The sequence below is a fragment of the Pseudarthrobacter sp. LT1 genome, assembly GCF_035621795.1.
Classification (GTDB): domain Bacteria; phylum Actinomycetota; class Actinomycetes; order Actinomycetales; family Micrococcaceae; genus Arthrobacter.
Map to the genome: position 1 here is coordinate 3,355,241 of NZ_CP141830.1, position 22,306 is coordinate 3,377,546.

Below are 22,306 nucleotides of genomic sequence, written 5' to 3' on the forward strand. Positions count from 1 at the left end.
CGGGATGAGGGAGATGGGGTTCGACGGCGGGTGGGCACCCGCCGTCGAACGCCCGCCTGCTAAACCTCTTCTACGGAGCTGGGCTCTGCGCGAGACAGATCGATGCCCAGTTCTTCCGCAGCCGTGAAGACTGCGTCATCAGAGTCACGCATTTCAATTGTGGTTCCGTCCGTGGAAAGAACTTCCACGTTCAGGCACAGCGACTGCATTTCCTTGATCAAGACCTTGAAGGATTCGGGAACGCCCGGCTCGGGGATGTTCTCGCCCTTGACGATCGCTTCGTAGACCTTTACACGACCGTGGATGTCATCGGACTTGATCGTGAGGAGTTCCTGGAGGGTGTAGGCGGCGCCGTAAGCTTCGAGCGCCCACACTTCCATTTCACCGAAGCGCTGGCCACCGAACTGTGCCTTACCACCCAGCGGCTGCTGCGTGATCATGGAGTACGGGCCGGTGGAGCGTGCGTGGATCTTGTCGTCCACCAGGTGGTGGAGCTTCAGGATGTACATGTAGCCGACCGAGATCGGATCCGGGAACGGCTCGCCGGAGCGGCCGTCAAACAGGCGGGTCTTGCCCGAGGAGTTAATCAGGCGGTCACCGTCGCGGGTCACGTTGGTGGAATCCAGCAGGCCCGTGATTTCCTCTTCGCGGGCACCGTCGAACACCGGCGTGGCAACAGTGGTGGGACCACTCTCGCGCGGCAGGTTCGGCAGCTGCTTGACCCACTCGGGCTCGCCTTCGATCTTCCAACCGGTCTTGGCAACCCAGCCGAGGTGCGTTTCGAGCACCTGGCCCACGTTCATACGGCCCGGAACACCCAGCGGGTTCAGGACGATGTCAACGGGGGTGCCGTCGGCAAGGAAGGGCATGTCCTCGATCGGGAGGATCTTGGAGATAACACCCTTGTTGCCGTGGCGGCCGGCGAGCTTGTCGCCGTCGGTGATCTTGCGCTTGGCGGCCACGTAGACGCGGACCAGCTGGTTCACGCCCGGGGGCAGCTCGTCGTCGTTGTCGCGGTCGAAGACGCGCACGCCGATGACGGTTCCGGACTCGCCGTGGGGAACCTTCAGGGAGGTGTCGCGGACTTCGCGGGACTTCTCACCGAAGATGGCGCGCAGCAGGCGCTCTTCCGGGGTCAGTTCGGTTTCACCCTTCGGGGTGACCTTTCCGACCAGGATGTCCCCTGCTTCAACCTCGGCACCGATGTGGATGATGCCGCGCTCGTCCAGGCCGGCCAGGACTTCCTCGGACACGTTGGGGATGTCACGGGTGATTTCCTCGGCACCAAGCTTGGTGTCGCGGGCATCGATCTCGTGCTCCTCGATGTGGATGGAGGAAAGGACGTCCTCGGCAACGATGCGCTGCGAGAGGATGATGGCGTCCTCGAAGTTGTGGCCTTCCCATGACATGAATGCCACGAGCAGGTTCTTGCCCAGTGCGAGCTCACCCTGGTCCGTTGCCGGGCCGTCGGCGATGATGCCGCCAACTTCCAGGCGCTGGCCTTCGTTGACCAGGACGCGGTGGTTGTAGCAGTTGCCCTGGTTGGAGCGGGCGAACTTGTTGATGCGGTAGTTGGTCTCGGTGCCGTCGTCGTTGAGCATGATGACGAGCTCGGCGGAAACCTCGGTGACCACACCGGCCTTCTTGGCGATGACAACGTCACCGGCGTCGACGGCGGCGGCGCGCTCCATGCCGGTGCCCACGAAGGGGGCCTCGGAACGGACCAGCGGCACAGCCTGGCGCTGCATGTTGGCACCCATGAGTGCGCGGTTGGCGTCGTCGTGCTCCAGGAACGGGATCAGGGCCGTAGCCACGGACACCATCTGGCGCGGGGAAACGTCCATGAACTCGACGTCTGCGGCCGGAACCAGGACGGGCTCGCCTCCACCACCGCGGGCACGGACCAAGACGGTGTCTTCGGCGAACTTCTTGTTCTCGTCGAGCGGGGCATTGGCCTGGGCGATCAGGACCTCGGCCTCGTCGTCGGCCGTCAGGTACTGGACGTCGTCGGAGACGACGCCGTCCTTGACCAGGCGGTACGGGGTCTCGATGAAACCGAACGGGTTGATGCGGCCGTAGGAAGCCAGCGAACCGATCAGACCAATGTTCGGGCCTTCAGGGGTTTCGATGGGGCACATACGTCCGTAGTGGGACGGGTGCACGTCACGGACTTCCATGCCGGCGCGGTCACGGGACAGACCACCGGGGCCAAGGGCCGACAGGCGGCGCTTGTGGGTCAGGCCCGAGAGCGGGTTGTTCTGGTCCATGAACTGCGACAGCTGGGAAGTTCCGAAGAACTCCTTGATGGCTGCAACCACGGGGCGGATGTTGATCAGGGTCTGCGGCGTGATGGCCTCGACGTCCTGGGTGGTCATACGCTCGCGGACAACGCGCTCCATGCGGGACAGGCCGGTGCGGACCTGGTTCTCGATGAGCTCGCCAACGGCGCGGATGCGGCGGTTGCCGAAGTGGTCGATGTCGTCGATCTCGACGCGCAGGTCCACTTCCTGGCCATCGCGTGTGCCCTTGATGGTCTTCTCGCCGGCGTGCAGCGCGACGAGGAACTTGATCATGGCGACGATGTCTTCAACGTGCAGGACAGAGGCTTCCTTGTCGCCAAGGGAGCGGTCGATGCCAAGCTTGCGGTTGATCTTGTAGCGGCCAACCTTGGCCAGATCGTAGCGCTTGGAGTTGAAGTACAGGTTATCCAGCAGGGACTGGGCAGCCTCGACGGTGGGCGGCTCGCCCGGACGCAGCTTGCGGTAGATGTCCAGCAGGGCGTCTTCGCGGGTTTCGGTGGCGTCCTTCTCCAGGGTTGCCCGCATGGAGTCGTACTGGCCGAACTCTTCGAGGATCTGGCCTTCGGTCCAGCCCAGGGCCTTCAGCAGGACCGTGACGGACTGCTTACGCTTGCGGTCGAGGCGGACACCGACCTGGTCGCGCTTGTCGATCTCGAGCTCGAACCATGCACCGCGGGACGGGATGATCTTCGCGGTGAAGATGTCCTTGTCGCTGGTCTTGTCGGCGGCGCGCTCGAAGTAGGCGCCCGGCGAACGGACCAGCTGGGAGACGACGACACGCTCGGTGCCGTTGACGACGAAGGTGCCCTTCTCGGTCATCAGGGGGAAGTCACCCATGAACACGGTCTGCTGCTTGATTTCGCCCGTGTTGTTGTTCATGAACTCGGCCTTGACGTACAGCGGAGCCGAGTACGTTGCGTCCCGGTCCTTGCACTCAGCCATGGTGTACTTGGGGTCAGCGAACTCCGGATCGGAGAAGCTCAGGGACATGGTGCCCTGGAAGTCCTCGATCGGGGAGATCTCTTCGAAGATGTCCGACAGGCCGGACGTGGTGGCGACGCTGAGATCGTTTTCTTCGACAGCCTTTGCCACGCGTGCCTGCCAGCGCTCATTGCCGACCAGCCAGTCAAAGCTGTCCGTCTGCAGGGCAAGCAGATTCGGAACGTCAAGGGGTTCGTGAATCTTTGCGAATGAGAGCCGGCGAGTGGCACCATCAGTGCTGTCGGCAGTGTTAGCGGTTTCGTTATTAGAGGTGCTCGAGGCGACCAAGAGGGATCCTTCCACAGACCTTCAGGCGTTTTCAGATCTCCCCCGCTGTGCACCCTGCGAAGTGACTCCGCAGCGCTACCATCCGGTTCCGCTATATGACCCGGGGCCTGAACTGACTATGCTGTGACCGTTGTTACGGCACGTTGATTGCCAGCTGCCAGGCAAAGCCCACCGCTATATGAAGGCTGAAGGTAAACAGGGAAGACGCAAATATCTACGATACGGCAAAATAACCTACGTGTCTACCCCACATCCCGCCGGATTGCAAGCACCCAGTTTCCGGCGGCCCGAGCCGGGGGTGCGGACCGCCTAGAGGCGCAGCGTAACGCCCTCGGCCGTGCAGCTGCCCGCGTTCGCGAAGACAGCATCCCTTACCGCGTCCTTGGATTCCTGGGACGGCTTGCCCCCGGTTTCCGCCGCCGACGAGTGGTCGATGGCCAGCAGGCTCAGCGAGGTGAACAGCCCCCTCAGGTCCCCGGAAACAGTGTCCTTGGCGTCCTGGGCCCGTGAGTAGACGTCCTCGTAGCCCTGTGAATCGGTGGGGGAAACGGCAGCGTAGTCCGCCACCAGTTTGTTGAAGAGTTCGCAGGCTGCCTTGGTTCCCCCTGCCCGGGCCGCACCGGTACTTCCCGGCCCGATGGAGGGGGCAGGGCTGGTGCCTGCCGCACCGTTGTCCGAGGGCGCCGGCGTGGACTGGGTGGTTTCCGCCGGCGCCGGCGTGGACATCGAGCAACCCGCCAGCGCACTGCCCGTCAATATGGCCATGGCGGCGATGGCAGCCGCATTACGTGTCTTCTTCACGATGTCGCTCCGTCCGTCCCGGCTCCGGACCTGGTGTCCCCTGCAAAGCGCGTCCCCTGCACAGCCTCGCCGTCCACCCTACGCAAGCGGCCGCCGTCGTACACAACCCAGCAGATGGGTACCTCTCCCCTGCCGTGCCGTGCTGCAAAACCCGCCAGCAGGATGCAGCCTAAGGAATGCACATGGCGCTCCCGGCGTTTGAATAGTTGGGTGACCAGGCTCACGATAGCCTTGGTGGCTTAGACCGAAACCGGACTGAAAGTGGTAACCATGGACAACACTCCTCTCAGCAATGACGTTGTCATCCTCGGGGCCGCACGGACCCCGCAGGGCCGGATCAACGGCCAACTGTCCAGCCTCACGGCCGTGGATCTTGGCGCGCACGCCATCAAGGCCGCACTGGGCTCCAGCGGCGTCGATGCAGCGGATGTGGAGGCCGTCATCATGGGCCAGGTCCTGCAGGCAGGCGCCGGGCAGAACCCTGCGCGGCAAAGCGCAATCGGCGCCGGCATCGGGTGGAACGTGCCTGCCGTGACCGTCAACAAGGTGTGCCTTTCCGGGCTGACCGCGGTGATCGACGCCGCCCGGATGATCCGCGCGGGCGAGGCTGCCGTGGTGGTGGCCGGCGGCCAGGAGTCGATGAGCCGGGCACCGCACCTGCTTCCGGGATCGCGACAGGGGTGGACCTACGGCTCCATCCAGGCGCTGGACGCTGCCGCACACGACGGGCTGACCGATGCCTTTGACGGGGAGTCGATGGGCCTGTCCACCGAGACGCGGAACCTCTCGCTGGGTATCGACCGCACCTCCCAGGACAACGTCGCCGCCCAATCGCACCAGCGCGCGGCGCTTGCGGCGAAAAACGGAACGTTCGACGGCGAGATCGCACCTATCAGCGTCAAGCAGCGCAAAGGCGAGCCCCTGGTGGTGGACACCGATGAAGGGGTCCGCCCCAATACCTCGATCGAATCGCTGGCCGGACTGCGCGCTGCATTCGTCACTGACGGCACCATTACCGCGGGCAACTCCTCTCCCCTGTCCGACGGCGCCGCAGCCCTGGTGCTCGCCTCCCGCGGCTATGCGGAGGAGCACGGGCTCGAATACCTGGCGGTGGTCGGGAAGCCGGGACAGGTGGCCGGGCCTGACAATTCCCTGCATTCCCAGCCCTCCAACGCCATCATGAACGCCCTTGGCAAAGCGGGGTGGAGCACCGCCGACCTTGACTTCATCGAGATCAATGAAGCCTTCGGCTCGGTGGCCGTGCAGTCCCTCAAGGACCTGGACTACCCGCTGGAGAAGTGCAACCTCCACGGCGGCGCCATTGCGTTGGGTCATCCGATCGGCGCCTCGGGTGCCCGGCTGGCCGCCCACGCCGCCCATGAGCTGAAGCGGCGCGGGACCGGCAAGGCTGCAGTGTCCCTCTGCGGCGGGGGCGGGCAGGGTGAGGCCCTCCTGCTGTACCGCGACTGATGGCGGGCTCATCCGGAAACGGAGCGGACGGCGTCGGACGGGAACGGTTCCTGGCCGACGCCGCTGCCCGCGGCCTGGCAGTTGACGTGGTGGAACGGCCCGCAGCGAAGAGCCTCGAAGAGGCCGCGGTCATCATGGGAATCACACCGGCGGACATCGTCAAATCCCTGGTAGTCAAGCACAAGGACGGGACGTTCCTTTTCGCGCTCATCCCGGGCGACCGGCAGATTTCGTGGCCCAAGCTCCGCGCCCTGGTGGGCGTGAACAAGCTGTCGCTGCCACCCGCAGGAACCGCACTGGAGGCCACTGGCTACGAGCGCGGCACCATCACGCCGCTGGGCAGCACCACCGCCTGGCCCGTCTATGCGGACGCCACGATCACCGGGCGGCGCATCTCCATGGGGGCCGGGGCACACGGCTACAGCGCCTTCGTGGATGCCGATGAGCTGACCGCAGCACTGGGCGCCGTGGTGGCGGACATCAGCGAGCCTTCCTGAAACGGAAGGCCTTTGTTAAAGCAGGAAACCCCGCCCACCGGAGTGGACGGGGTTTCCGAAGGAAAAGGCGTTGTTACTTGAGGGTAACGGTGGCGCCTGCAGCCTCGAGCTGCTCCTTGGCCTTCTCGGCAGCTTCCTTGTTGGCGCCTTCGAGAACAGCCTTGGGGGCGCTGTCAACCAGGTCCTTGGCTTCCTTGAGGCCGAGGGAGGTGATGGCGCGAACTTCCTTGATGACTGCGATCTTCTTGTCACCGGCAGATTCGAGGATGACGTCGAAGTCGGTCTTCTCTTCAACCTCTTCAGCAGCTCCGCCACCGGCGGGGCCGGCAACTGCAACAGCAGCGGCGGTAACTTCGAAGGTCTCTTCGAAGAGCTTAACGAACTCGGAGAGCTCGATGATGGTCAGTTCCTTGAAAGCTTCAATGAGCTCTTCGTTGCTGAGCTTCGCCATGGTAGGCGTCCTTCCTGTTGTGGTGTCCCGCCGGCGTTCGGCCGGGATGACACCGGAGTCTGGTGGGGTAAAGAGAACTAGTTCTCTTCGGCAGCAGGAGCTTCAGCGGGAGCTTCAGCTTCAGCGGCAGGGGCTTCTTCAGCGGCAGGCGCTTCGGCAGCTGCCGGTGCACCGTTCTCTTCTTCAAGCTTGAGGCGCAGTGCGTCGATGATGCGTGCAGCTGCGGCGGCAGGTGCCTTGAGGACGCCTGCAACCTTGGCGAGCTGCAGCTCGCGGGACTCGAGGGCAGCCAGTGCGGCGACCTCGCTGGCGTCCAGCGCCTTGCCCTCGAAGTAACCGGTCTTGATGACCAGCTGCTTGTTGGCCTTGGCAAAATCCGTCAGGCTCTTGGCAGCGGCAACTGCGTCACCCTTGATGAACGCGATTGCAGTGGGGCCGGCAAGCTGGCCGTCGAATGCTTCGACGCCGGCTTCCTTGGCTGCAATGGCGGTCAGGGTGTTCTTGACGACCGCGAACTTGGTGTCCTGGCCGAGAGAAACACGCAGCTGCTTGAGCTGTGCAACGGTGAGCCCGCGGTATTCGGTCAGGACAGCGGCGTTCGATTCCTTGAAATCGTTAGTGATCTCAGCTACTGCTGAAACCTTGGTAGGCGTTGCCATAACCCTCCTTCCGGGGATAGTGCCGGTATTCGACGGTCCCCGCTCAAGAGAGCTAAAACTAAAAACGCCCCGCGCAGATGCACGGGGCTTGGCTCAACACGTTTATGCCGTGGAGCTTTGCTTCGTTCACCTGCGCCGGCCGCCCTGCGTTGAGGGTCCTTCGTCCGGAAAGCCACTGTGGTCCCCAGCGCACAACTGCAGAGTTGAGCCATGTTCAGGAGAGTGGATTTCCAACAACCGACGGTCTTTGGTACCCCCAGCTTACGCGAGGCATTGCCGGTCCGCCAAATCGGCGCTCAGCTGGTGCTGGTGCGCAGCGTGGGGAGCTCCTTCTGCCAGATACCCGTCACACCGGCCGTCTGGAATCCGAGCTGCTTGTTGACCGTCAGGAGGTACCGGTTCTCCGGCGCATTCCAGGTGTAAATGATGCGCGCGTCCGGGAACTGCTCGCTGAGCCGCTCCATGTTGGCCACCTTGATCAGCAGCCCGAGCTTGTTGCCCCGGTGTTCCTGCAGGACCAAGGTATCGTCCTGGAACACCACGTCAGCCCGGTGGGCCAGGACGGTGATGGTGGTCAGGCCCACCAGCGCCCCGGTGGCGATGTACTCGACGGCGGTGACCACCGTTCTCCTGCCCTGCGCGATGGCGACGTCCTCCGCCTCACGCAGGATGCCGCCGTCGAACACCATGTCCTGCTCAATCGGCGCATCCAAGGAAGGGTCCACGTCGGCGCCGGCCTGGTTTTCCAGCACGGCCACGGCCTCCAGCCAGCGGTCCGGGCAACGGTCCGTCCAATGGTGCAGCCGGTACCTGCCGTTGTTGGCTTCCTCGGCTTCAGCCTGGAGGTCGGCCACCAGCTTGGTGTCCAGGGGCAGGAGGCAGGAGCTGAACTGCTCGATGTGCTGCAGCGTGTATCCGGTCCTCTGTGCGAACTCCACTTCGCGGCTCTCCAGGGGCACAAATCCCTGCCCGGTACCGGGCACCAGCTGGGCCCGTTCAAACTCGTGCAGTGACGCGCCCGGGTGGTTGGTGTCCACCAGGATCATGGTGCGGCCTTCACCCCTGGCCAGCTGTTCGGCAGCCTCAAGCAGGCGGCGCCCCACCCCCTGCCGCTGGAACTCGGGCAGGATGTCCAGGGTGAGCTCGGCCAGGTCCAGGTGGTCGGTCAGGGGCAGCGCAATATCAACCGTGCCCACAATGGCGCCGTCCACCTTGGCCACGAGGATCAGCTGGCGCTCGTAGGGGTCCGCGAACTCAAGCAACTTCTCCTGTGGACCGTACGCAAGGTCGTCGCTGCCCCACGTCTGCATCCGGACCTTGCGGCCCACCTCCACGGCGGCGAGGAAGTCTGCTGCGTCCGGGGTGTCCAATGAGTCGGGTATATACAGCTGCTCGATCTTCACGTCTATTGCCATGCGGGCATCATCCCAGCCGTTTCTGCCACTCACCTTCATAGCCGGCGGGCCTGAATCCAAGGGCGGTATTTATCGCCAGCATATGCTGGTTTTCGCTGGCATTCCATGTCAGGACCGAGCGCGCCGGGGGCCATTTCTCCTGGGCACGCCGCAGGTTGGCCGCCTTGATCAGCATCCCCAGGCGGTGGCCGCGGTGCCCCGCCGCCACGAGGGTGTCCTGCTGGAGCAAGGACTCCGGGACCTGGGGGCGCCAGGCCAGGACGGAGTAGGCAACCAGTTCACCGGTGGGGCGGTACACCGCCGCGGCCACAGAGATCTGCACACCGCTGCGGACCAGGGCCTGTTCATCGTCACGCACGCGGCGGACGTCCCAGTCCTCCCGTTCCCAGTCCATGCCGGCTGTTGGGGCGTCCGTACTCATCCGCGCCCGCAACCCGGCATAGCCGGCTACGAGCGTCACCGGGCAGTGGCCGTCCCAGGCCGTCAGGATGTAGTCGCCGCTGCGGGCCAGGGCTTGAGCCTCCAGTTGCGCCAGCAGGGTACCCGGTACGGGCAACATGAGCCGGCTGGAACGCTCCACCTGCTCGAGCTCATACCCGGCGGACAGGGCAAAGGCAGTTGCAGGGTCATCCCCCGGCAGTTGGCCAACCCCGGATCTCGCGGGGATCATGGGCGAATCACGCCGTACGGCGTCCAGGGGCACCTCATGGAAGGAATCCAAGGATGACCTGCCGCGTGTCCGTGCCACGGTTTCGGCATGCTCCAGCAGGACGCGTCCCAGTCCCCTGCGGCGCCGCTCAGGAACGACCAGGACGTCGATGCCTGCGGTGGCCAGGTTCTCGCGCAGGGGCAGCGTCACGGAGCACAGCCCCACCGGCTCCCCGCCGGCCCGGGCAAGGAACAGGTGCCGTTCCTCGTACTCGTTGCCGCGCCAGAACTCCAGCGCTTCGGCCGGGGTAAGGCAGCGGTCCAGGCTCCCCCAGACGGTCAGCGACTCTGCCTCCTTCATGGCCTGGCAGGCCAGAAGCTCCGGGGACGGCTCGGTGCCAGGGAGGTCCTGGCCGCGCGGAGGAATGACGACGGCGGCAACCGCCAGGGCAGCGGACGGCGGCGAAGACGCGGGCTGGGTTCGCTTGGGCTGGTCCATGCCGCCAGCTTAGGCACTGCCCGCCGGTATGGAGGCAAAAAGAAGACCGCCCCGGCGCATGAGCGCCGGAACGGTCTCCGATTGCTCCGGAATCACTCCGGAAGCAGGAACTTCAGTGAGGGACTATGCCTCGGTGAGCACCTTGGTGACGTTGGGGTCCACGGAGATGCCGGGGCCGAACGTGGTGGCAACGGTAGCCTTCTGGATGTAGCGGCCCTTAGCAGCGGACGGCTTGAGGCGAAGAACCTCTTCCAGTGCTGCTGCGTAGTTCTCGGCCAGCTTGATGGCGTCGAAGGAAACCTTGCCGATGATGAAGTGCAGGTTGGAGTGCTTGTCGACGCGGAAGTCGATCTTTCCACCCTTGATGTCGTTGACGGCCTTGGTGACGTCGGGGGTCACGGTGCCCGTCTTCGGGTTCGGCATCAGGTTACGCGGGCCCAGGACCTTACCGAGGCGGCCAACCTTGCCCATGAGGTCAGGGGTGGCAACGGCGGCGTCGAAGTCGGTCCAGCCACCGGCGATCTTTTCGATAAGGTCGTCGGAACCAACGAAGTCGGCGCCGGCTGCGATTGCGGCCTCAGCCTTGTCACCCGTTGCGAAAACCAGGACGCGGGCGGTCTTACCGGTGCCGTGGGGCAGGTTGACGGTGCCGCGGACCATCTGGTCAGCCTTGCGGGGGTCGACGCCGAGGCGGAAAGCGACCTCAACGGTGGCGTCGAACTTGGACGGGTTGGTGTCCTTGGCCAGCGTTACTGCCTCGAACGGTGCGTAGTGCTTCTCCGCGTCGATCTTGGCGGCTGCTGCCTCATATGCTTTGCTGCGCTTTGCCATGCTGCTTATTTCTCCTTGTGCAGTTGTGGTCTGCGGACCGCGCTGGGCCCTGCCACAGTCGGTGATCCGGTTCGTTATCCGGCCCGGATGGCCAACATTTCAATTTTTTTGGTGCCGGTGTCCCGGCGGTGCCGCCCGTCGTCGTCAATTACCCCGACGCTGGACAGCGGTAAGGGCTGTTAGCCCTCGACGGTGATGCCCATGGAGCGGGCGGTGCCGGCGATGATCTTCGCTGCGCCTTCGAGGCTGGTGGCGTTGAGGTCTTCCATCTTGGTGGAGGCGATCTCGTTGACCTGGGCCTGGGTCAGCTTGGCAACCTTGACGGTGTGCGGGGTGGATGAACCCTTGGCAACGCCTGCAGCCTTCTTGATGAGCTCTGCAGCCGGCGGGGTCTTGGTGATGAACGTGAAGGAACGGTCCTCGTAGACCGTGATTTCCACGGGGATGACGTTTCCGCGCTGGGCTTCCGTCGCAGCGTTGTACGCCTTGCAGAATTCCATGATGTTGACACCGTGCTGGCCAAGCGCAGGACCGATCGGCGGGGCCGGGTTGGCGGCACCTGCCTGGATCTGCAGCTTGATGAGGCCGGTGACCTTCTTCTTGGGAGCCAATGTAGGGTCCTTCTCTCAATAACGTCCTGGGGCACAGGAGCGTGCCTCAGGTTTTTGGCCGCCATGGCGAGGCGGCCGGCCGTTCCGGTGCCGCTAAGCGGGCGGCACCGGGACGAATTCTAGGATTCTCAGATCTTGGTGACCTGGTTGAACGCCAGGGTGACCGGCGTTTCGCGCTCGAAGATGGAGACCAGCACCACGAGGGTCTGGGACTCGGGCTTGATCTCCGAGATCGTGGCGGGGAGGGTCTCGAACGGACCTTCCTTGACGATGACGGACTCGCCGACCTCGAAGTCGACGGCCACGTGAACCTGGTTCTGCTTGTTGACCGGCTTGCCCTTCTCGGCCTGCTCTTCCTCGAAGACGGGAGCGAGCATGGAAAAGACCTCGTCCAGGCGCAGCGGGACCGGGTTGTGGGCGTTGCCCACGAAGCCGGTAACGCCGGGAGTGTGGCGGACGGCGCCCCAGGAGGCGTCGGTCAGGTCCATGCGGACCAGGACGTAGCCGGGGATGCGGACGCGGTTGATCACCTTGCGCTGGGCGTTCTTGATCTCCACGACTTCTTCCATGGGCACCTGGATTTCGAAGATGTAATCTTCCATGTCCAGGGTCTGGATGCGGGTCTCAAGGTTGGCCTTCACGCGGTTCTCGTAACCGGCGTAGGAGTGGATGACGTACCAGTCACCCTCCTGGCGGCGCAGCTTGGCCTTGAACTCCTCGGCCGGATCAGCGGCTGCGGTGGCGGCAGCGGCGGCAAGAGCGTCTGCGGGCTCGTCTTCACCGTCGGCGTCGGAAGCGTCGGCTTCGTCGGCGTCAGCAACTGCTGCGTCGGAGGCTGCGTCATCGGATTCGGGCGCGGAGGACTCAACCTCGGACTCTTCACCGGCTTCCGCCGTGACGTCCGGGGATTCTTCCAGCCCAGTCTCGGTTACCTCGAGCTCCTGCTCAGACACTTGGTCTCCTGCTTCCTCATTGCCTAACATGCCTATTTAAATGGCTCAATTCCGCACGCCGGCGATTCCTTCCGGTTACCCGGGCGAAACACGCGGCCTGCGGACCGTGCAGCCTTAGCTGTCCTTGGAGCCGGTGCCGCCGAAGATCCAGCTGACAGCGGTTCCGAAACCAATGTCCAGCAGGCTGACGATGACCATCATGATGGCCACGAACACCAGCACCACGAGCGTGTAGTTGATCAGTTCCTTGCGGGTGGGGGCAACAACCTTCTTCAGTTCGCCGATGATCTGGCGGACAAAGAGTGCAATGCGGGCGAAGAAGTTTGCCTTGGCTTCCTTCTTAGCTGGGCGGCCCTTGGAGCTGCTGGCAGCTGTTTCGGTCACCTGGTCCTCGCTCATCTTTGCAATGGTGGATTACCCGGCCCTGATCAGAACCATGGTTGCTGCGCCTGCTCCGGGCTTTCGCCCGGAGCAGCTTGCGCAGGGCAGACAGGACTCGAACCTGCAACCTGCGGTTTTGGAGACCGCTGCGCTACCAATTGCGCCACTACCCTATGGAGTGAATTCCACTCTTTGATGGCCCAACACCAGTTTGGACTGGGGCGCACGCCATCATCTGTGTTTCAACACCGGTGAACCAGTCTACGCAAGAACTTCGCATAGGTAAAACCAGCCCGTTCCGGCCCATCCGCAGTCCGGCTTGAAACGTGCTGCGCGGGGCAGTCATAAATCAAAACCGGCACCCCGGAGGGTCCGGTGAACAGCATAGAGTAGAACTCGTCGAATCCCACATTCCAGCCTCCGGGCTGCAAGCGAAGAACGGACCTGCCAATGTCTTCCGCCCGCGTTTCCCAACGCATCTCCGCAATTGCCGAATCCGCAACCCTGGCCGTTGACGCCAAGGCCAAGGCGCTGAAGGCAGCTGGCCGGCCGGTTATTGGTTTCGGTGCGGGCGAACCCGATTTCCCCACCCCGGACTACATCGTCCAGGCGGCCATCGAGGCTGCCGGCCAGCCCAGGTTCCACCGCTACTCCCCTGCCGGCGGCCTGCCCGAACTGAAGAAGGCAATCGCAGAGAAGACGCTGCGCGACTCCGGCTACACGGTGGATCCCTCACAGGTGCTGGTCACCAACGGCGGCAAGCAGGCCGTCTACAACACCTTCGCCACCCTGGTGGATCCGGGCGACGAGGTCATTGTGCCTGCCCCGTTCTGGACCACCTACCCTGAGGCCATCCGGCTGGCCGGCGGCGTCCCCGTAGAGGTCTTCGCCGGGCCCGAACAGGACTACCTGGTGACCGTTGAACAGCTCGAAGCGGCCGTGACGGACCGGACCAAGATCCTGCTGTTCGTCTCTCCGTCGAACCCCACTGGTGCCGTGTACTCCCCCGGGCAGGTGGCGGAGATCGGCAAGTGGGCCGCGGCCAAGGGCCTGTGGGTGGTCACGGACGAAATCTACGAGCACCTCACCTACGACGGTGTCCCGTTCACGTCCATCGCCACCGCTGCCCCGGAACTGGGCGACAAGGTGGTCATCCTCAACGGCGTCGCCAAGACGTACGCCATGACCGGCTGGCGGGTGGGCTGGATGATCGGCCCGGCAGACGTCATCAAGGCGGCCACCAACCTCCAGTCGCACGCCACGTCCAACGTGTCCAACATCATGCAGATTGCCGCCCTCGCTGCCGTGTCCGGCCCACTGACCGCCGTCGATGAGATGAAGGTGGCGTTCGACCGCCGCCGCAAGGCCATCGTCGCGGGGCTGAATGCCATTGACGGCGTGGAATGCCCGACGCCGAAGGGCGCCTTTTACGTATACGCGGACGTCCGTGCGCTGCTGGGTAAGGAATTCCCCACCGCGTCCGGCACCGCCACACCGCAGACCTCCGCAGAGCTGGCCTCGCTGATCCTCGACGAGGTTGAGGTGGCAGTGGTTCCGGGCGAGGCGTTCGGCCCCTCCGGCTTCCTGCGCCTCTCCTACGCCCTGGGGGACGAGGACCTCGCCACGGGTGTCCAGCGCCTGCAGGACTTCCTGGGCAAGGCCCAGTAACGCCCCATCACCTTTCACAGGAAAAACCGGAACGCCCCATCACCAAGTGATGGGGCGTTCTGGTTTAAGGCCCGAAAGGTGATGGGGCGTTGGAGATTGAACGGCAGGATCTGATGGGGCGTCTAGAGGAGGCGCCGCTCCGCGGCCCACTTGGTGAGTTCGTGGCGGCTGGAGAGCTGGAGCTTCCGCAGCACCGCCGAGACATGGGTCTCCACGGTCTTGATGCTGATGAAGAGTTCCTTGGCCACTTCCTTGTAGCTGTAGCCCCGGGCGATGAGCCGCATGACCTCCAGTTCGCGGGCTGAGAGCTTGTCCAGTTCATCATCGGCGATGTCCGCGGGGGCAGTGCCGAAGGCGTCCAGGACAAAACCGGCCAGGCGGGGCGAGAAGACGGCATCACCGCCGGCCACCCGGAACACGGCGTCGGTAATTTCGGTGCCGGAGATGGTCTTGGTGACATAGCCGCGGGCGCCGGCACGGATGACGGCGACCACGTCCTCCGCGGCGTCGGAGACGCTCAGTGCCAGGAAGCGGGTGCTGGACAGGAGCGCAGCGGAGCCTGCGATGACCTCCCGGCCGCCGCCGCCCAGTCCGCCGGGCAGGTGCACGTCCAGGAGGACGACGTCGGGCCGCTGCTGGGCTATCACGGCGATGGCCTGCTCAACGGTGGCGGCCTCCCCCACCACCTGGATGCCGGCGTCGAGGTCCGCCTTCAGACCGGACCGGAAGATGGCGTGGTCGTCCACAAGGACCACCCGCACGGGGGTGGCCGGCCGGGCACTTCCGGCACCTGTTCCCTGGGTTGTGTTCATGATTTTCCTTCCGCGTGTTCTGCTGCGGCCGGCAGCCGGAGGCGGACCTCGGTGCCGTCGCCGGTGCTGAGGATGGCGGCCGAGCCGCCGTGCCGTTTCATCCTGCCGATGATTGATTCCCGAATACCGAGCCGGTCCGCGGGCACGTCCCGCAGCTCAAAGCCCGATCCCCTGTCCTTGATGAAAATCTCGGCCTGCCCGTCCGACGCTTCAAGGTAGACCGAGACCGTCCCGCCACCGTGCCGTGAGGCGTTGAGCATGGCCTCCCGGCTTGCCTGGACCAGGGCCTCATGCGCCTCGGTCATGGCGGCGTCACCGACGGTGACCACCTCCACGGCGTTGCCGAGCAGGTCCTCCACCTCCCCGGCAACAGCCTTGATCCGGTCCGAGAGCTGACCGCTTTCGCGGCCTGGATCCTGGAACAGCCAGCCGCGCAGCTCGCGTTCCTGGGCACGGGCCAGGCGGACGACGTCGTGCTCGTTGCCTGCGCGCCGCTGGATCAAAGCGAGGGTCTGCAGTACCGAATCGTGGAGGTGGGCGGCGATCTCGGCACGTTCCGTTTCCCGGATCCGGCCGGCGCGCTCCGCTTCCAGGTCACGCCAGAACTTCAGAGCCCAGGGCAGCAGGACCAGCACCACGCCGCCGAGGACGGCCACCGACGCGAGCAAGGCGAGCCAGGTCTGTTCCCAGGAACCCGAGCCGGACACCATCACCAGGACCCCGGCCACCACCAGCGCCAGACCGGCAGCGAGCCGGCCCCAGCCTCCGGCCTGGTCCGCCTTGGTCTTGTCCACCAGGCCGGCGCGCCGGGTCTCGTCCAGCTGCATCCACGCGATCGAGGCACCGCCCAGCACAGCAGCAGCCGGGATCAGCGTTCCGAGGGACACATCCACGCCCAGCAACTGGGCAATCATGATGCCCGCCACCAGCAGGAGCCCGCAGCCCAACAGGATTTCCTTGCCATACCGCATTCCACGCGCCCGGAACCAGGGTGGCACCGGGAGCGCGCCCTCACCTTCAGTAAGGGGACCGGCTGCACCCGCCGGGGTTCCGGCGTCGGCCGCTTTTCCTTGGGGCTCGCTCACCGCCGGGGCAATGGGCGACGCCGGGCGGCGGGCGTTGCGGCGGGCGGCCTCGTCCGCCGTGGGCACCATGATCCAGAGCCAGGCATAGAAGACCAGGCCCGCCCCTCCAGCGAAAGACGCCAGGACCATGCCCAGGCGCACGTTCTTCACCGGCCAGCCCAGGTGCGCGGCGAGGCCGGAGCACACCCCCGCGATCACACGGTCGCTGCTCCGTGCCAGGGGCGGCCGCGCCGGAAGGGATGTCATGGGTCAATCCAAACACGGATCAGGGTTGCCCGGACCGCAATCGGCCGCTTCCCGGGGACAGCTCAGGGACGGTTCAGGGTTTCCCCCAATAGAGCGCCAACCGGTCTGAACGGGAGGATCGAGGTATGAACTCGCAGACCCCCTCCCCTGACGACGAACACCCTGCCGAGCCCCTCCCCGACGGGCAGCCCGGCGCGAACAGCGAGCAGCCCACCGAGCCCCTGCCGTCCTCCGCCCCAACGCCTCCGGACCCCGCCACGGTACCGCCTGCGGACGAATCCCAGCGCTACGCGTTCCAAGGCAGCCCCGCCCCGGCGCCGTCCACCGACTTCTTCGGCTGGATCCGCAGCAACGGTATCTACCGGGGAAACGACCGCTGGATCGGCGGCGTCTGCAGCGGCATCGCCCACCGGCTTGGCGTTGACCCGATTATCATCCGCGGCGCCTTTATCGTCCTGACCCTTCTGGCGGGCATCGGGGTACTGCTGTACGGCCTGGCCTGGGCCTTCCTTCCGGAACCGGACGGCAGGATTCACGTCCAGGAAGCAGGGGCCGGCCGCTGGTCCAGCGGCATGACGGGTTCCCTGATCGCCACGGTCCTGGGCCTCACCGGGCTGGGCGGAGGCTTCTGGGGCTGGAGCCACAACGGCCTGAGCGGCCTGCTGTGGACCCTCTTCTGGGTAGGCGGCGCCATCTACCTGATCTACTACCTCTCCCAGCGCAACAAGGCCCACCCCACCATGGCCGGGCACGGCACGGCCGCCTCCGGCGGGACCTACCCGATGGACGGCACGGCCCACACCTCAACGTTCACCGCCGGCACCGTTCCCGGTCCTGGCCCAACTGCAGCACCCACCCACGGCAGCGGCCCCACCGGTTCAGCGCCCACCGGCTCCTACGGCCACGGCAGCTACAGTCCCGCAGGGAGCATCCCGGCCGGCCCCGGCGGCGTTGGCGGCGCCAGGGTGGGGGCGGGCAGAGTTGGTGCCGGAATTGGCGGCGCCGGCACCTCCCCGGGCGGCCCCGGCAACGGCAGACCCGGTGACGCCGGGTACCCCACCCCGTGGGTCCCGCCGCGGCCGCCAAAGCCCCGCCCATCCGGCCCCGGCGCCCCCGCAGTCGCCATCGCCACCGGATCTGCCCTGCTGGTGGGCGGCGGACTCAAGGCCCTGGACGCCGCGGACATCATCAACCTGGGCGGCTCGGGCAACGCCATCGTGTGGGCCAGCGCGGCGGCGGTCCTTGGCCTGGGCATCCTGATGGCGGGCTTCCGCGGCCGCACGTCCGGCATCCTGAGCCTCTTCGCGGTGATCGCACTGGTTACCGGCGGCATCTACAACACCCTGGACGACGGCCGGATGCGGTTCCAGCAAGTTGACTGGAACCCGGCCAGCATCGAGGAAGCGCGCGGCGGCATCGACATCACCGCCGGACGGGGAACCGTGGACCTCACGGGACTCTCCCCAACCGCCCCCCTGACGTCCGACGTCGTGGTTCCGCTCGACATCACCGCCAGCAACGTGACCGTGGTGATCCCGCAGAACCTGCCCGTTGACATCAAGGCGGACATGACCATGGGCAACCTGAACGAAGGAAGCGGCCAGCGCGGCGGCACCACCACCCGCGAAAGCAGCTACAACACGGACCGGCCAGGCAACCACCTGGTGGTGCAGATCGACGGCACCTTCAGCAACGTCACGATCCAGGAAGGCAACTGACATGGACAACAGCAACATTCCGACGACGGCGGGCCAGGACACTGCCGGACCGGCACCGGCCAGGGTGGGAACGGTGGTGTGGGGCCTGATCGTCCTGGCACTGGCCGCGCTGATCATCGTGGCGCAGCTTGGCATCGTGACGCTCAACGGCACCTACGTCCTGATCGGCCTGATGATCGGCGCGGGGGTGGCCCTGGTGGTGGGCGGCCTGCTCTCAGCCCGGAAACGTGACAACGAACCAACTACAGGGAAGTCTTGAACCATGGATAAGTTCTTCAGCATTGTCAGGGGCTTCGGCCTGAAGCGCGGCCCCGAGCGGTGGCTTGGCGGGGTTTGTGGCGGCATCGCTGCCAAACTCAATGTGGACGTGGCATTCGTCCGTATCGCTTTCCTGCTCTTCGCCCTGCTTCCGGGCCCGGCCTTCGTCTTCTACGTCCTGGCGTGGGTCATCCTTCCGGACCAGCGCAACGAGATTCCGCTCCAGACGTTCCTGGACCGCCGGTCGCTGAACCGGCCCTGACCTCCAGGACCACGGCCCCTGCCCCCGAGAATGATCACGGGGCAGGGGCCTTTTTCGTGTCCCCGCGTCCGGAGCGGAGCCGGCCCCCATGTAACCGGTTTGTGTCGTACCCCACACCCCCCACTACACTTCTAGGTGAGCTCAGCGTGGCGCTCTGCCTGTAAACCTTCTCCCCAGGATTTGAGCCGAACATGAAAATTGGAATCCTCACCAGCGGTGGCGACTGCCCCGGATTGAACGCCGTGATCCGAGGCGCAGTGCTCAAAGGCATTGCGGTCCACGGCCAGGAGTTCGTCGGATTCCGTGATGGCTGGCGGGGCGTGGTGGAAGGGGACATCATCGACATCCCCCGCACCATGGTCCGCGGCATCGCCAAACAGGGTGGCACCATTTTGGGCACCTCCCGCACCAACCCGTTCGAAAACGGCGGCGGTCCCGAGGCCATCAAGGCCCACATGGACCGGCTGGGCATCGACGCCATCATTGCCATCGGCGGGGAGGGAACCCTGGCCGCGGCCAAGCGCCTGACCGACGCCGGACTCAAGATCGTGGGCGTCCCCAAGACCGTGGACAACGACCTCGACGCCACCGACTACACCTTCGGTTTCGATACCGCCGTCCAGATCGCCACCGAGGCCATCGACCGGCTCCGCACTACGGGTGAATCCCACCACCGCTGCATGATCGCGGAAGTGATGGGCCGGCACGTGGGCTGGATTGCACTGCACGCCGGGATGGCTGCCGGGGCGCACGCCATCCTTATCCCGGAGCAGAAGGTCAGCATCGAGCAGATCACCGAATGGGTCAATGAAGCCCACGCCCGCGGCCGCGCGCCCTTGGTGGTGGTGGCTGAAGGGTTCGTTCCGGAGCACATGGAAAGCCCGCACTCCGAGCGCGGCCTGGACACGTTCGGCCGTCCCCGCCTGGGCGGCATCGCAGACCAGCTGGCGCCCGAACTCGAAGCCCGGACCGGCATCGAAACCCGTGCCACCATCCTGGGGCACATCCAGCGCGGCGGCGTCCCCTCGGCCTTTGACCGGGTCCTGGCCACCCGGCTGGGCATGGCCGCCATCGACTCCGTGGTCGAAGGCTACTGGGGCACCATGGTGGCCCTGAAGGGCACGGACATCCAGCATGTCGCCTTCGAGGAAGCCCTGGGCCAGCTCAAGACCGTCCCGCAAAACCGCTACGACGAAGCCGCGGTCCTGTTCGGCTAAGCCTGCAGGCCGCCCTAGGCTGGGACCATGACACTCGATCCCGGCTCAGCGGCCATCATCCAGTTGGCGTGGGCACGCCGGCTGGGCCTTGACGACGACGCGTTCGGTGACGCCCTGGCATCGGGTGAACGGATTGTCCGGGCCGATGAATCGGCCCGGACTGTCGAGTTTGTGCGGCTGTTCGGAAGTTCCGCCCTGGTGGGACCACGGAGCGTCATCGACGCCGCGGCGGAAATTCCCGACGAGGAAATGGCCCAGCACGTCACCCTCCTGAAACTGACCAGGCAGCAGGGCGGCCACGGACTCGGTGCCGCGGCCCTGTTCTTCGCCGACGACCTGCCCCTCCAGCAGCCCTCCGAGGAACTGACCGTCTCGCACGGTAATCCGGAGGCGATCGAGCTGGAGGGCAGGTGCCCGCCGGACGACGTCAACGAGGTGGGTCTTTCCGACCTCGAGAACCGCTACACGATCGTCCATGAAATCGATGGCAGGCGGGTCCCCCTTGCCTGCGGCGCTTATGGCGAGTGGGAAGGCCTGCTCGGCAACATGGGGGTCCTGGTGGATCCTGAGTGGCGACGGCAAGGTCTCGGAGCCCTGGCCGGATCCATCGCCGCCCACGAGGCACTGGCGGCCGGGCTGACGCTGCAATGGCGTGCAGACGTCAGCAACACCGGATGCCTTGCCCTCGCCCGGAAACTGGGGCTCTCAGCCGGCGGAATCCAGACCAGCGTCCACCTTCGGTGACTCCTGGCCCTGCCCTGGGCCTCCCCAGTTCTGGACCGGCTTCGGCTTGGCAAAGAACAGCGCAACGGCTGCCGCAACCAGCACCACTGCGGCCGGGAGGAGGATCGACTGGGCCATCGCCGTCGAAAACCCTGCGTGCAGGAACTCGGGAAGCGTACCGCCGCCCATGCCCATGCCCTCACCGGATGGGCCGCCCGGGCCTCGGGACGGGAGTTCGGCCGCCAGCCGCGACTGGATGAGGACGGCGATCGCAGCACTGCCCAGCACGGCACCGAACTGGCGGGTGGTGTTGTAAACGCCGGAGCCGGCACCGGCCTGGCGCGGCGGAAGGTTCCGGGTGGCAGTGGTGCTCAGCGGAGCCCAGATACCGGCGTTGGCAAAGCCCAGGACTGCGCTGGGAAGCAGGAACAGCAGGATGGGTGTGTCCGGCTGCATCAGCAGGCCGTTCCACACCAGTGCCACCGCCATGAGCGTCAACCCGGCGGCGGCAAGGTACTTGGGGTTGACCCGGTCGACGATCTTGCCCACCACGGGTGCCATGCCGCCTGAGATCAGCGCCATAGGAACCATCAGCAGTGCCGACTGGGTGGGCGTCAGACCACGGACCAACTGGTAGTAGAAGATCAGGGGCAGGCCGAAGGACGTCACGGTGAAGCCCACCATGGTAATGCCCAGATTGGCGAGGGAGAAGTTGCGGTCGCGGAACAGTCCAAGGGGAAGCAGCGGCTCGCCCTTGTTGAACCGCTGCCACGCCACGAAGGCCGCCAGGATGACAAGACCGGCGATGATGAGGCCCCACACACTGATCGGCCCGGTAATGGTGCCCCAGTTGTACGTCTCGCCCTCCTGGATGCCAAAGACCAGCAGGAAGAGCCCGACGGCGCTCAGCAGGACACCGGGGATATCGAACCGGTGCGGGTGCGTGCTCAGCGCAGGGACGTTGCGCATCGCCAGGATGAAACCGACGACGCCGATGGGCACGTTGATGAAGAAGATCCACTCCCAGCCCAGGCCGTCCACCAGGACACCGCCCAGGATGGGCCCCACCAGGGTGGCCATGCCGGCCGTGGCACCCCAAATGGCCATGGCGGACCCACGGCGGTCAGGCGGAAAGATGCGGGTGATGACGGCCATGGTCTGGGGCGTCATGACCGCGGCGCCGAGGCCCTGCAGCACGCGCGCCACGATGAGGGTCTCCACGTTTTGGGCCAGGCCGCACCAGAGCGAGGCCAGGGTGAACACCACCAGGCCGAGCAGGTACAGCCGCTTCGGCCCGAACCTGTCACCGAGGCGGCCCGTGATGAGCAGTGGAACGGCGTAGGCCAGCAGGTAGGCGCTGGTCACCCAGATCACCGAGTTAATGTCGGCATGGAGGCCCTCCATGATCCGGGGATTGGCCACCGAGACGATGGTGCTGTCGATCAGGATCATGAAGAACCCGATCACCAGGGACCACAGTGCCGGCCACGGCTTTTCTACGTTTTCCACTCTGTCATCCTTCTGGAGTTTTG

At 65.4% G+C, this 22,306-nt stretch carries 21 protein-coding genes and 1 tRNA gene; 8 read left to right on the forward strand and 14 right to left on the reverse strand.

Going from position 1 to position 22,306, the window contains the following annotated elements:
• Nucleotides 1–59 precede the first annotated feature (59 nt).
• On the reverse strand, nucleotides 60–3,569 hold the full coding sequence (gene rpoB, locus VIK36_RS15755) for a DNA-directed RNA polymerase subunit beta (protein WP_324642646.1): 3,510 nt from the start codon (nucleotides 3,567–3,569) through the stop codon (nucleotides 60–62).
• A gap of 309 nt (nucleotides 3,570–3,878) precedes the next feature.
• Nucleotides 3,879–4,370 carry a hypothetical protein gene (locus VIK36_RS15760; protein ID WP_324642647.1) on the reverse strand — a complete coding sequence of 164 codons (492 nt, stop codon included), beginning with the start codon at nucleotides 4,368–4,370 and terminating at the stop codon, nucleotides 3,879–3,881.
• Nucleotides 4,371–4,640: 270 nt separating this feature from the next.
• Between VIK36_RS15760 and VIK36_RS15765 the strand changes: the two genes are divergently transcribed.
• On the forward strand, nucleotides 4,641–5,840 hold the full coding sequence (locus VIK36_RS15765; protein WP_255172852.1) for an acetyl-CoA C-acetyltransferase: 1,200 nt from the start codon (nucleotides 4,641–4,643) through the stop codon (nucleotides 5,838–5,840).
• Nucleotides 5,840–6,337 carry a YbaK/EbsC family protein gene (locus tag VIK36_RS15770; RefSeq protein WP_324642648.1) on the forward strand — a complete coding sequence of 166 codons (498 nt, stop codon included), beginning with the start codon at nucleotides 5,840–5,842 and terminating at the stop codon, nucleotides 6,335–6,337. The genes VIK36_RS15765 and VIK36_RS15770 overlap by 1 nt, the downstream gene beginning before the upstream one ends.
• 73 nt (nucleotides 6,338–6,410) lie before the next feature.
• Here the strand turns inward: VIK36_RS15770 and rplL are convergent, their stop codons facing one another.
• The 9 genes from rplL to VIK36_RS15815 form a co-directional block, all read right to left on the reverse strand.
• Nucleotides 6,411–6,788, reverse strand: coding sequence for a 50S ribosomal protein L7/L12 (gene rplL, locus VIK36_RS15775; protein ID WP_018760467.1), 378 nt, complete (start codon nucleotides 6,786–6,788; stop codon nucleotides 6,411–6,413).
• 77 nt (nucleotides 6,789–6,865) lie between these two features.
• The gene (rplJ, locus tag VIK36_RS15780) at nucleotides 6,866–7,447 is read right to left on the reverse strand and encodes a 50S ribosomal protein L10 (protein ID WP_255172854.1); all 582 of its coding nucleotides are present in this window, start codon (nucleotides 7,445–7,447) and stop codon (nucleotides 6,866–6,868) included.
• A gap of 296 nt (nucleotides 7,448–7,743) precedes the next feature.
• Nucleotides 7,744–8,862: a GNAT family N-acetyltransferase gene (locus VIK36_RS15785; protein WP_324642649.1), complete on the reverse strand. Its 1,119-nt coding sequence runs from the start codon at nucleotides 8,860–8,862 to the stop codon at nucleotides 7,744–7,746.
• A 7-nt stretch (nucleotides 8,863–8,869) separates the two neighbouring features.
• Nucleotides 8,870–10,009: a GNAT family N-acetyltransferase gene (locus tag VIK36_RS15790; protein WP_324642650.1), complete on the reverse strand. Its 1,140-nt coding sequence runs from the start codon at nucleotides 10,007–10,009 to the stop codon at nucleotides 8,870–8,872.
• Nucleotides 10,010–10,132: 123 nt separating this feature from the next.
• The gene (rplA, locus tag VIK36_RS15795; protein ID WP_159631352.1) at nucleotides 10,133–10,840 is read right to left on the reverse strand and encodes a 50S ribosomal protein L1; all 708 of its coding nucleotides are present in this window, start codon (nucleotides 10,838–10,840) and stop codon (nucleotides 10,133–10,135) included.
• A 179-nt stretch (nucleotides 10,841–11,019) separates the two neighbouring features.
• Nucleotides 11,020–11,451, reverse strand: a complete 432-nt coding sequence (rplK, locus tag VIK36_RS15800; protein WP_018760472.1) for a 50S ribosomal protein L11 — start codon at nucleotides 11,449–11,451, stop codon at nucleotides 11,020–11,022.
• A 128-nt stretch (nucleotides 11,452–11,579) separates the two neighbouring features.
• Nucleotides 11,580–12,404, reverse strand: a complete 825-nt coding sequence (nusG, locus tag VIK36_RS15805) for a transcription termination/antitermination protein NusG (RefSeq protein WP_324642652.1) — start codon at nucleotides 12,402–12,404, stop codon at nucleotides 11,580–11,582.
• A 114-nt stretch (nucleotides 12,405–12,518) separates the two neighbouring features.
• Nucleotides 12,519–12,803 (reverse strand): preprotein translocase subunit SecE, encoded by a 285-nt coding sequence (gene secE / locus VIK36_RS15810; RefSeq protein WP_142133076.1) that lies wholly within the window; start codon nucleotides 12,801–12,803, stop codon nucleotides 12,519–12,521.
• Nucleotides 12,804–12,885: 82 nt separating this feature from the next.
• A tRNA-Trp gene (locus VIK36_RS15815) sits at nucleotides 12,886–12,958 on the reverse strand.
• 277 nt (nucleotides 12,959–13,235) lie between these two features.
• On the opposite strand from VIK36_RS15815, the gene VIK36_RS15820 reads away from it, so the two are divergent.
• On the forward strand, nucleotides 13,236–14,453 hold the full coding sequence (locus VIK36_RS15820; RefSeq protein ID WP_324642654.1) for a pyridoxal phosphate-dependent aminotransferase: 1,218 nt from the start codon (nucleotides 13,236–13,238) through the stop codon (nucleotides 14,451–14,453).
• 122 nt (nucleotides 14,454–14,575) lie between these two features.
• Here the strand turns inward: VIK36_RS15820 and VIK36_RS15825 are convergent, their stop codons facing one another.
• Nucleotides 14,576–15,265, reverse strand: a complete 690-nt coding sequence (locus tag VIK36_RS15825) for a response regulator transcription factor (protein WP_324642655.1) — start codon at nucleotides 15,263–15,265, stop codon at nucleotides 14,576–14,578.
• Complete coding sequence (locus tag VIK36_RS15830) at nucleotides 15,262–16,596, reverse strand: ATP-binding protein (protein WP_255172858.1); 1,335 nt, start codon at nucleotides 16,594–16,596, stop codon at nucleotides 15,262–15,264. Before VIK36_RS15830 ends, VIK36_RS15825 begins: the two co-directional genes overlap by 4 nt.
• A 125-nt stretch (nucleotides 16,597–16,721) precedes the next feature.
• Between VIK36_RS15830 and VIK36_RS15835 the strand changes: the two genes are divergently transcribed.
• The 5 genes from VIK36_RS15835 (at nucleotide 16,722) to VIK36_RS15855 (ending at nucleotide 20,795) form a co-directional block, all read left to right on the forward strand.
• On the forward strand, nucleotides 16,722–18,314 hold the full coding sequence (locus VIK36_RS15835) for a PspC domain-containing protein (protein WP_324642656.1): 1,593 nt from the start codon (nucleotides 16,722–16,724) through the stop codon (nucleotides 18,312–18,314).
• A 1-nt stretch (nucleotide 18,315) separates the two neighbouring features.
• A complete protein-coding gene (locus VIK36_RS15840; protein ID WP_159631347.1) occupies nucleotides 18,316–18,573 on the forward strand; it encodes a hypothetical protein in 258 nt (85 codons plus the stop codon).
• Between the two features lie 3 nt (nucleotides 18,574–18,576).
• Entirely contained in the window at nucleotides 18,577–18,834 is a 258-nt protein-coding gene (locus VIK36_RS15845) for a PspC domain-containing protein (RefSeq protein ID WP_255172860.1), read from the forward strand.
• A gap of 191 nt (nucleotides 18,835–19,025) precedes the next feature.
• Nucleotides 19,026–20,051, forward strand: coding sequence for an ATP-dependent 6-phosphofructokinase (locus VIK36_RS15850; RefSeq protein WP_159631345.1), 1,026 nt, complete (start codon nucleotides 19,026–19,028; stop codon nucleotides 20,049–20,051).
• A gap of 27 nt (nucleotides 20,052–20,078) precedes the next feature.
• Complete coding sequence (locus tag VIK36_RS15855) at nucleotides 20,079–20,795, forward strand: GNAT family N-acetyltransferase (RefSeq protein WP_324642659.1); 717 nt, start codon at nucleotides 20,079–20,081, stop codon at nucleotides 20,793–20,795.
• On the opposite strand, the gene VIK36_RS15860 is transcribed toward VIK36_RS15855, so the two are convergent.
• Nucleotides 20,757–22,283: a DHA2 family efflux MFS transporter permease subunit gene (locus VIK36_RS15860; protein WP_324642660.1), complete on the reverse strand. Its 1,527-nt coding sequence runs from the start codon at nucleotides 22,281–22,283 to the stop codon at nucleotides 20,757–20,759. The genes VIK36_RS15855 and VIK36_RS15860 overlap by 39 nt on opposite strands.
• Nucleotides 22,284–22,306 lie beyond the last annotated feature (23 nt).

Coding starts and splice junctions, on each gene's coding strand:
- VIK36_RS15855 (WP_324642659.1), top strand. CDS start 20,079: ATGACACTCGATCCCGGCTCAGCGGCCATCATCCAGTTGGCGTGGGCA.
- VIK36_RS15845 (WP_255172860.1), top strand. CDS start 18,577: ATGGATAAGTTCTTCAGCATTGTCAGGGGCTTCGGCCTGAAGCGCGGC.
- VIK36_RS15840 (WP_159631347.1), top strand. CDS start 18,316: ATGGACAACAGCAACATTCCGACGACGGCGGGCCAGGACACTGCCGGA.
- rplJ (WP_255172854.1), bottom strand. CDS start 7,447: ATGGCAACGCCTACCAAGGTTTCAGCAGTAGCTGAGATCACTAACGAT.
- rplL (WP_018760467.1), bottom strand. CDS start 6,788: ATGGCGAAGCTCAGCAACGAAGAGCTCATTGAAGCTTTCAAGGAACTG.
- VIK36_RS15820 (WP_324642654.1), top strand. CDS start 13,236: ATGTCTTCCGCCCGCGTTTCCCAACGCATCTCCGCAATTGCCGAATCC.
- VIK36_RS15825 (WP_324642655.1), bottom strand. CDS start 15,265: ATGAACACAACCCAGGGAACAGGTGCCGGAAGTGCCCGGCCGGCCACC.
- secE (WP_142133076.1), bottom strand. CDS start 12,803: ATGAGCGAGGACCAGGTGACCGAAACAGCTGCCAGCAGCTCCAAGGGC.
- VIK36_RS15830 (WP_255172858.1), bottom strand. CDS start 16,596: ATGACATCCCTTCCGGCGCGGCCGCCCCTGGCACGGAGCAGCGACCGT.
- VIK36_RS15790 (WP_324642650.1), bottom strand. CDS start 10,009: ATGGACCAGCCCAAGCGAACCCAGCCCGCGTCTTCGCCGCCGTCCGCT.
- VIK36_RS15835 (WP_324642656.1), top strand. CDS start 16,722: ATGAACTCGCAGACCCCCTCCCCTGACGACGAACACCCTGCCGAGCCC.
- VIK36_RS15850 (WP_159631345.1), top strand. CDS start 19,026: ATGAAAATTGGAATCCTCACCAGCGGTGGCGACTGCCCCGGATTGAAC.
- VIK36_RS15765 (WP_255172852.1), top strand. CDS start 4,641: ATGGACAACACTCCTCTCAGCAATGACGTTGTCATCCTCGGGGCCGCA.
- VIK36_RS15785 (WP_324642649.1), bottom strand. CDS start 8,862: ATGGCAATAGACGTGAAGATCGAGCAGCTGTATATACCCGACTCATTG.
- VIK36_RS15770 (WP_324642648.1), top strand. CDS start 5,840: ATGGCGGGCTCATCCGGAAACGGAGCGGACGGCGTCGGACGGGAACGG.
- rplA (WP_159631352.1), bottom strand. CDS start 10,840: ATGGCAAAGCGCAGCAAAGCATATGAGGCAGCAGCCGCCAAGATCGAC.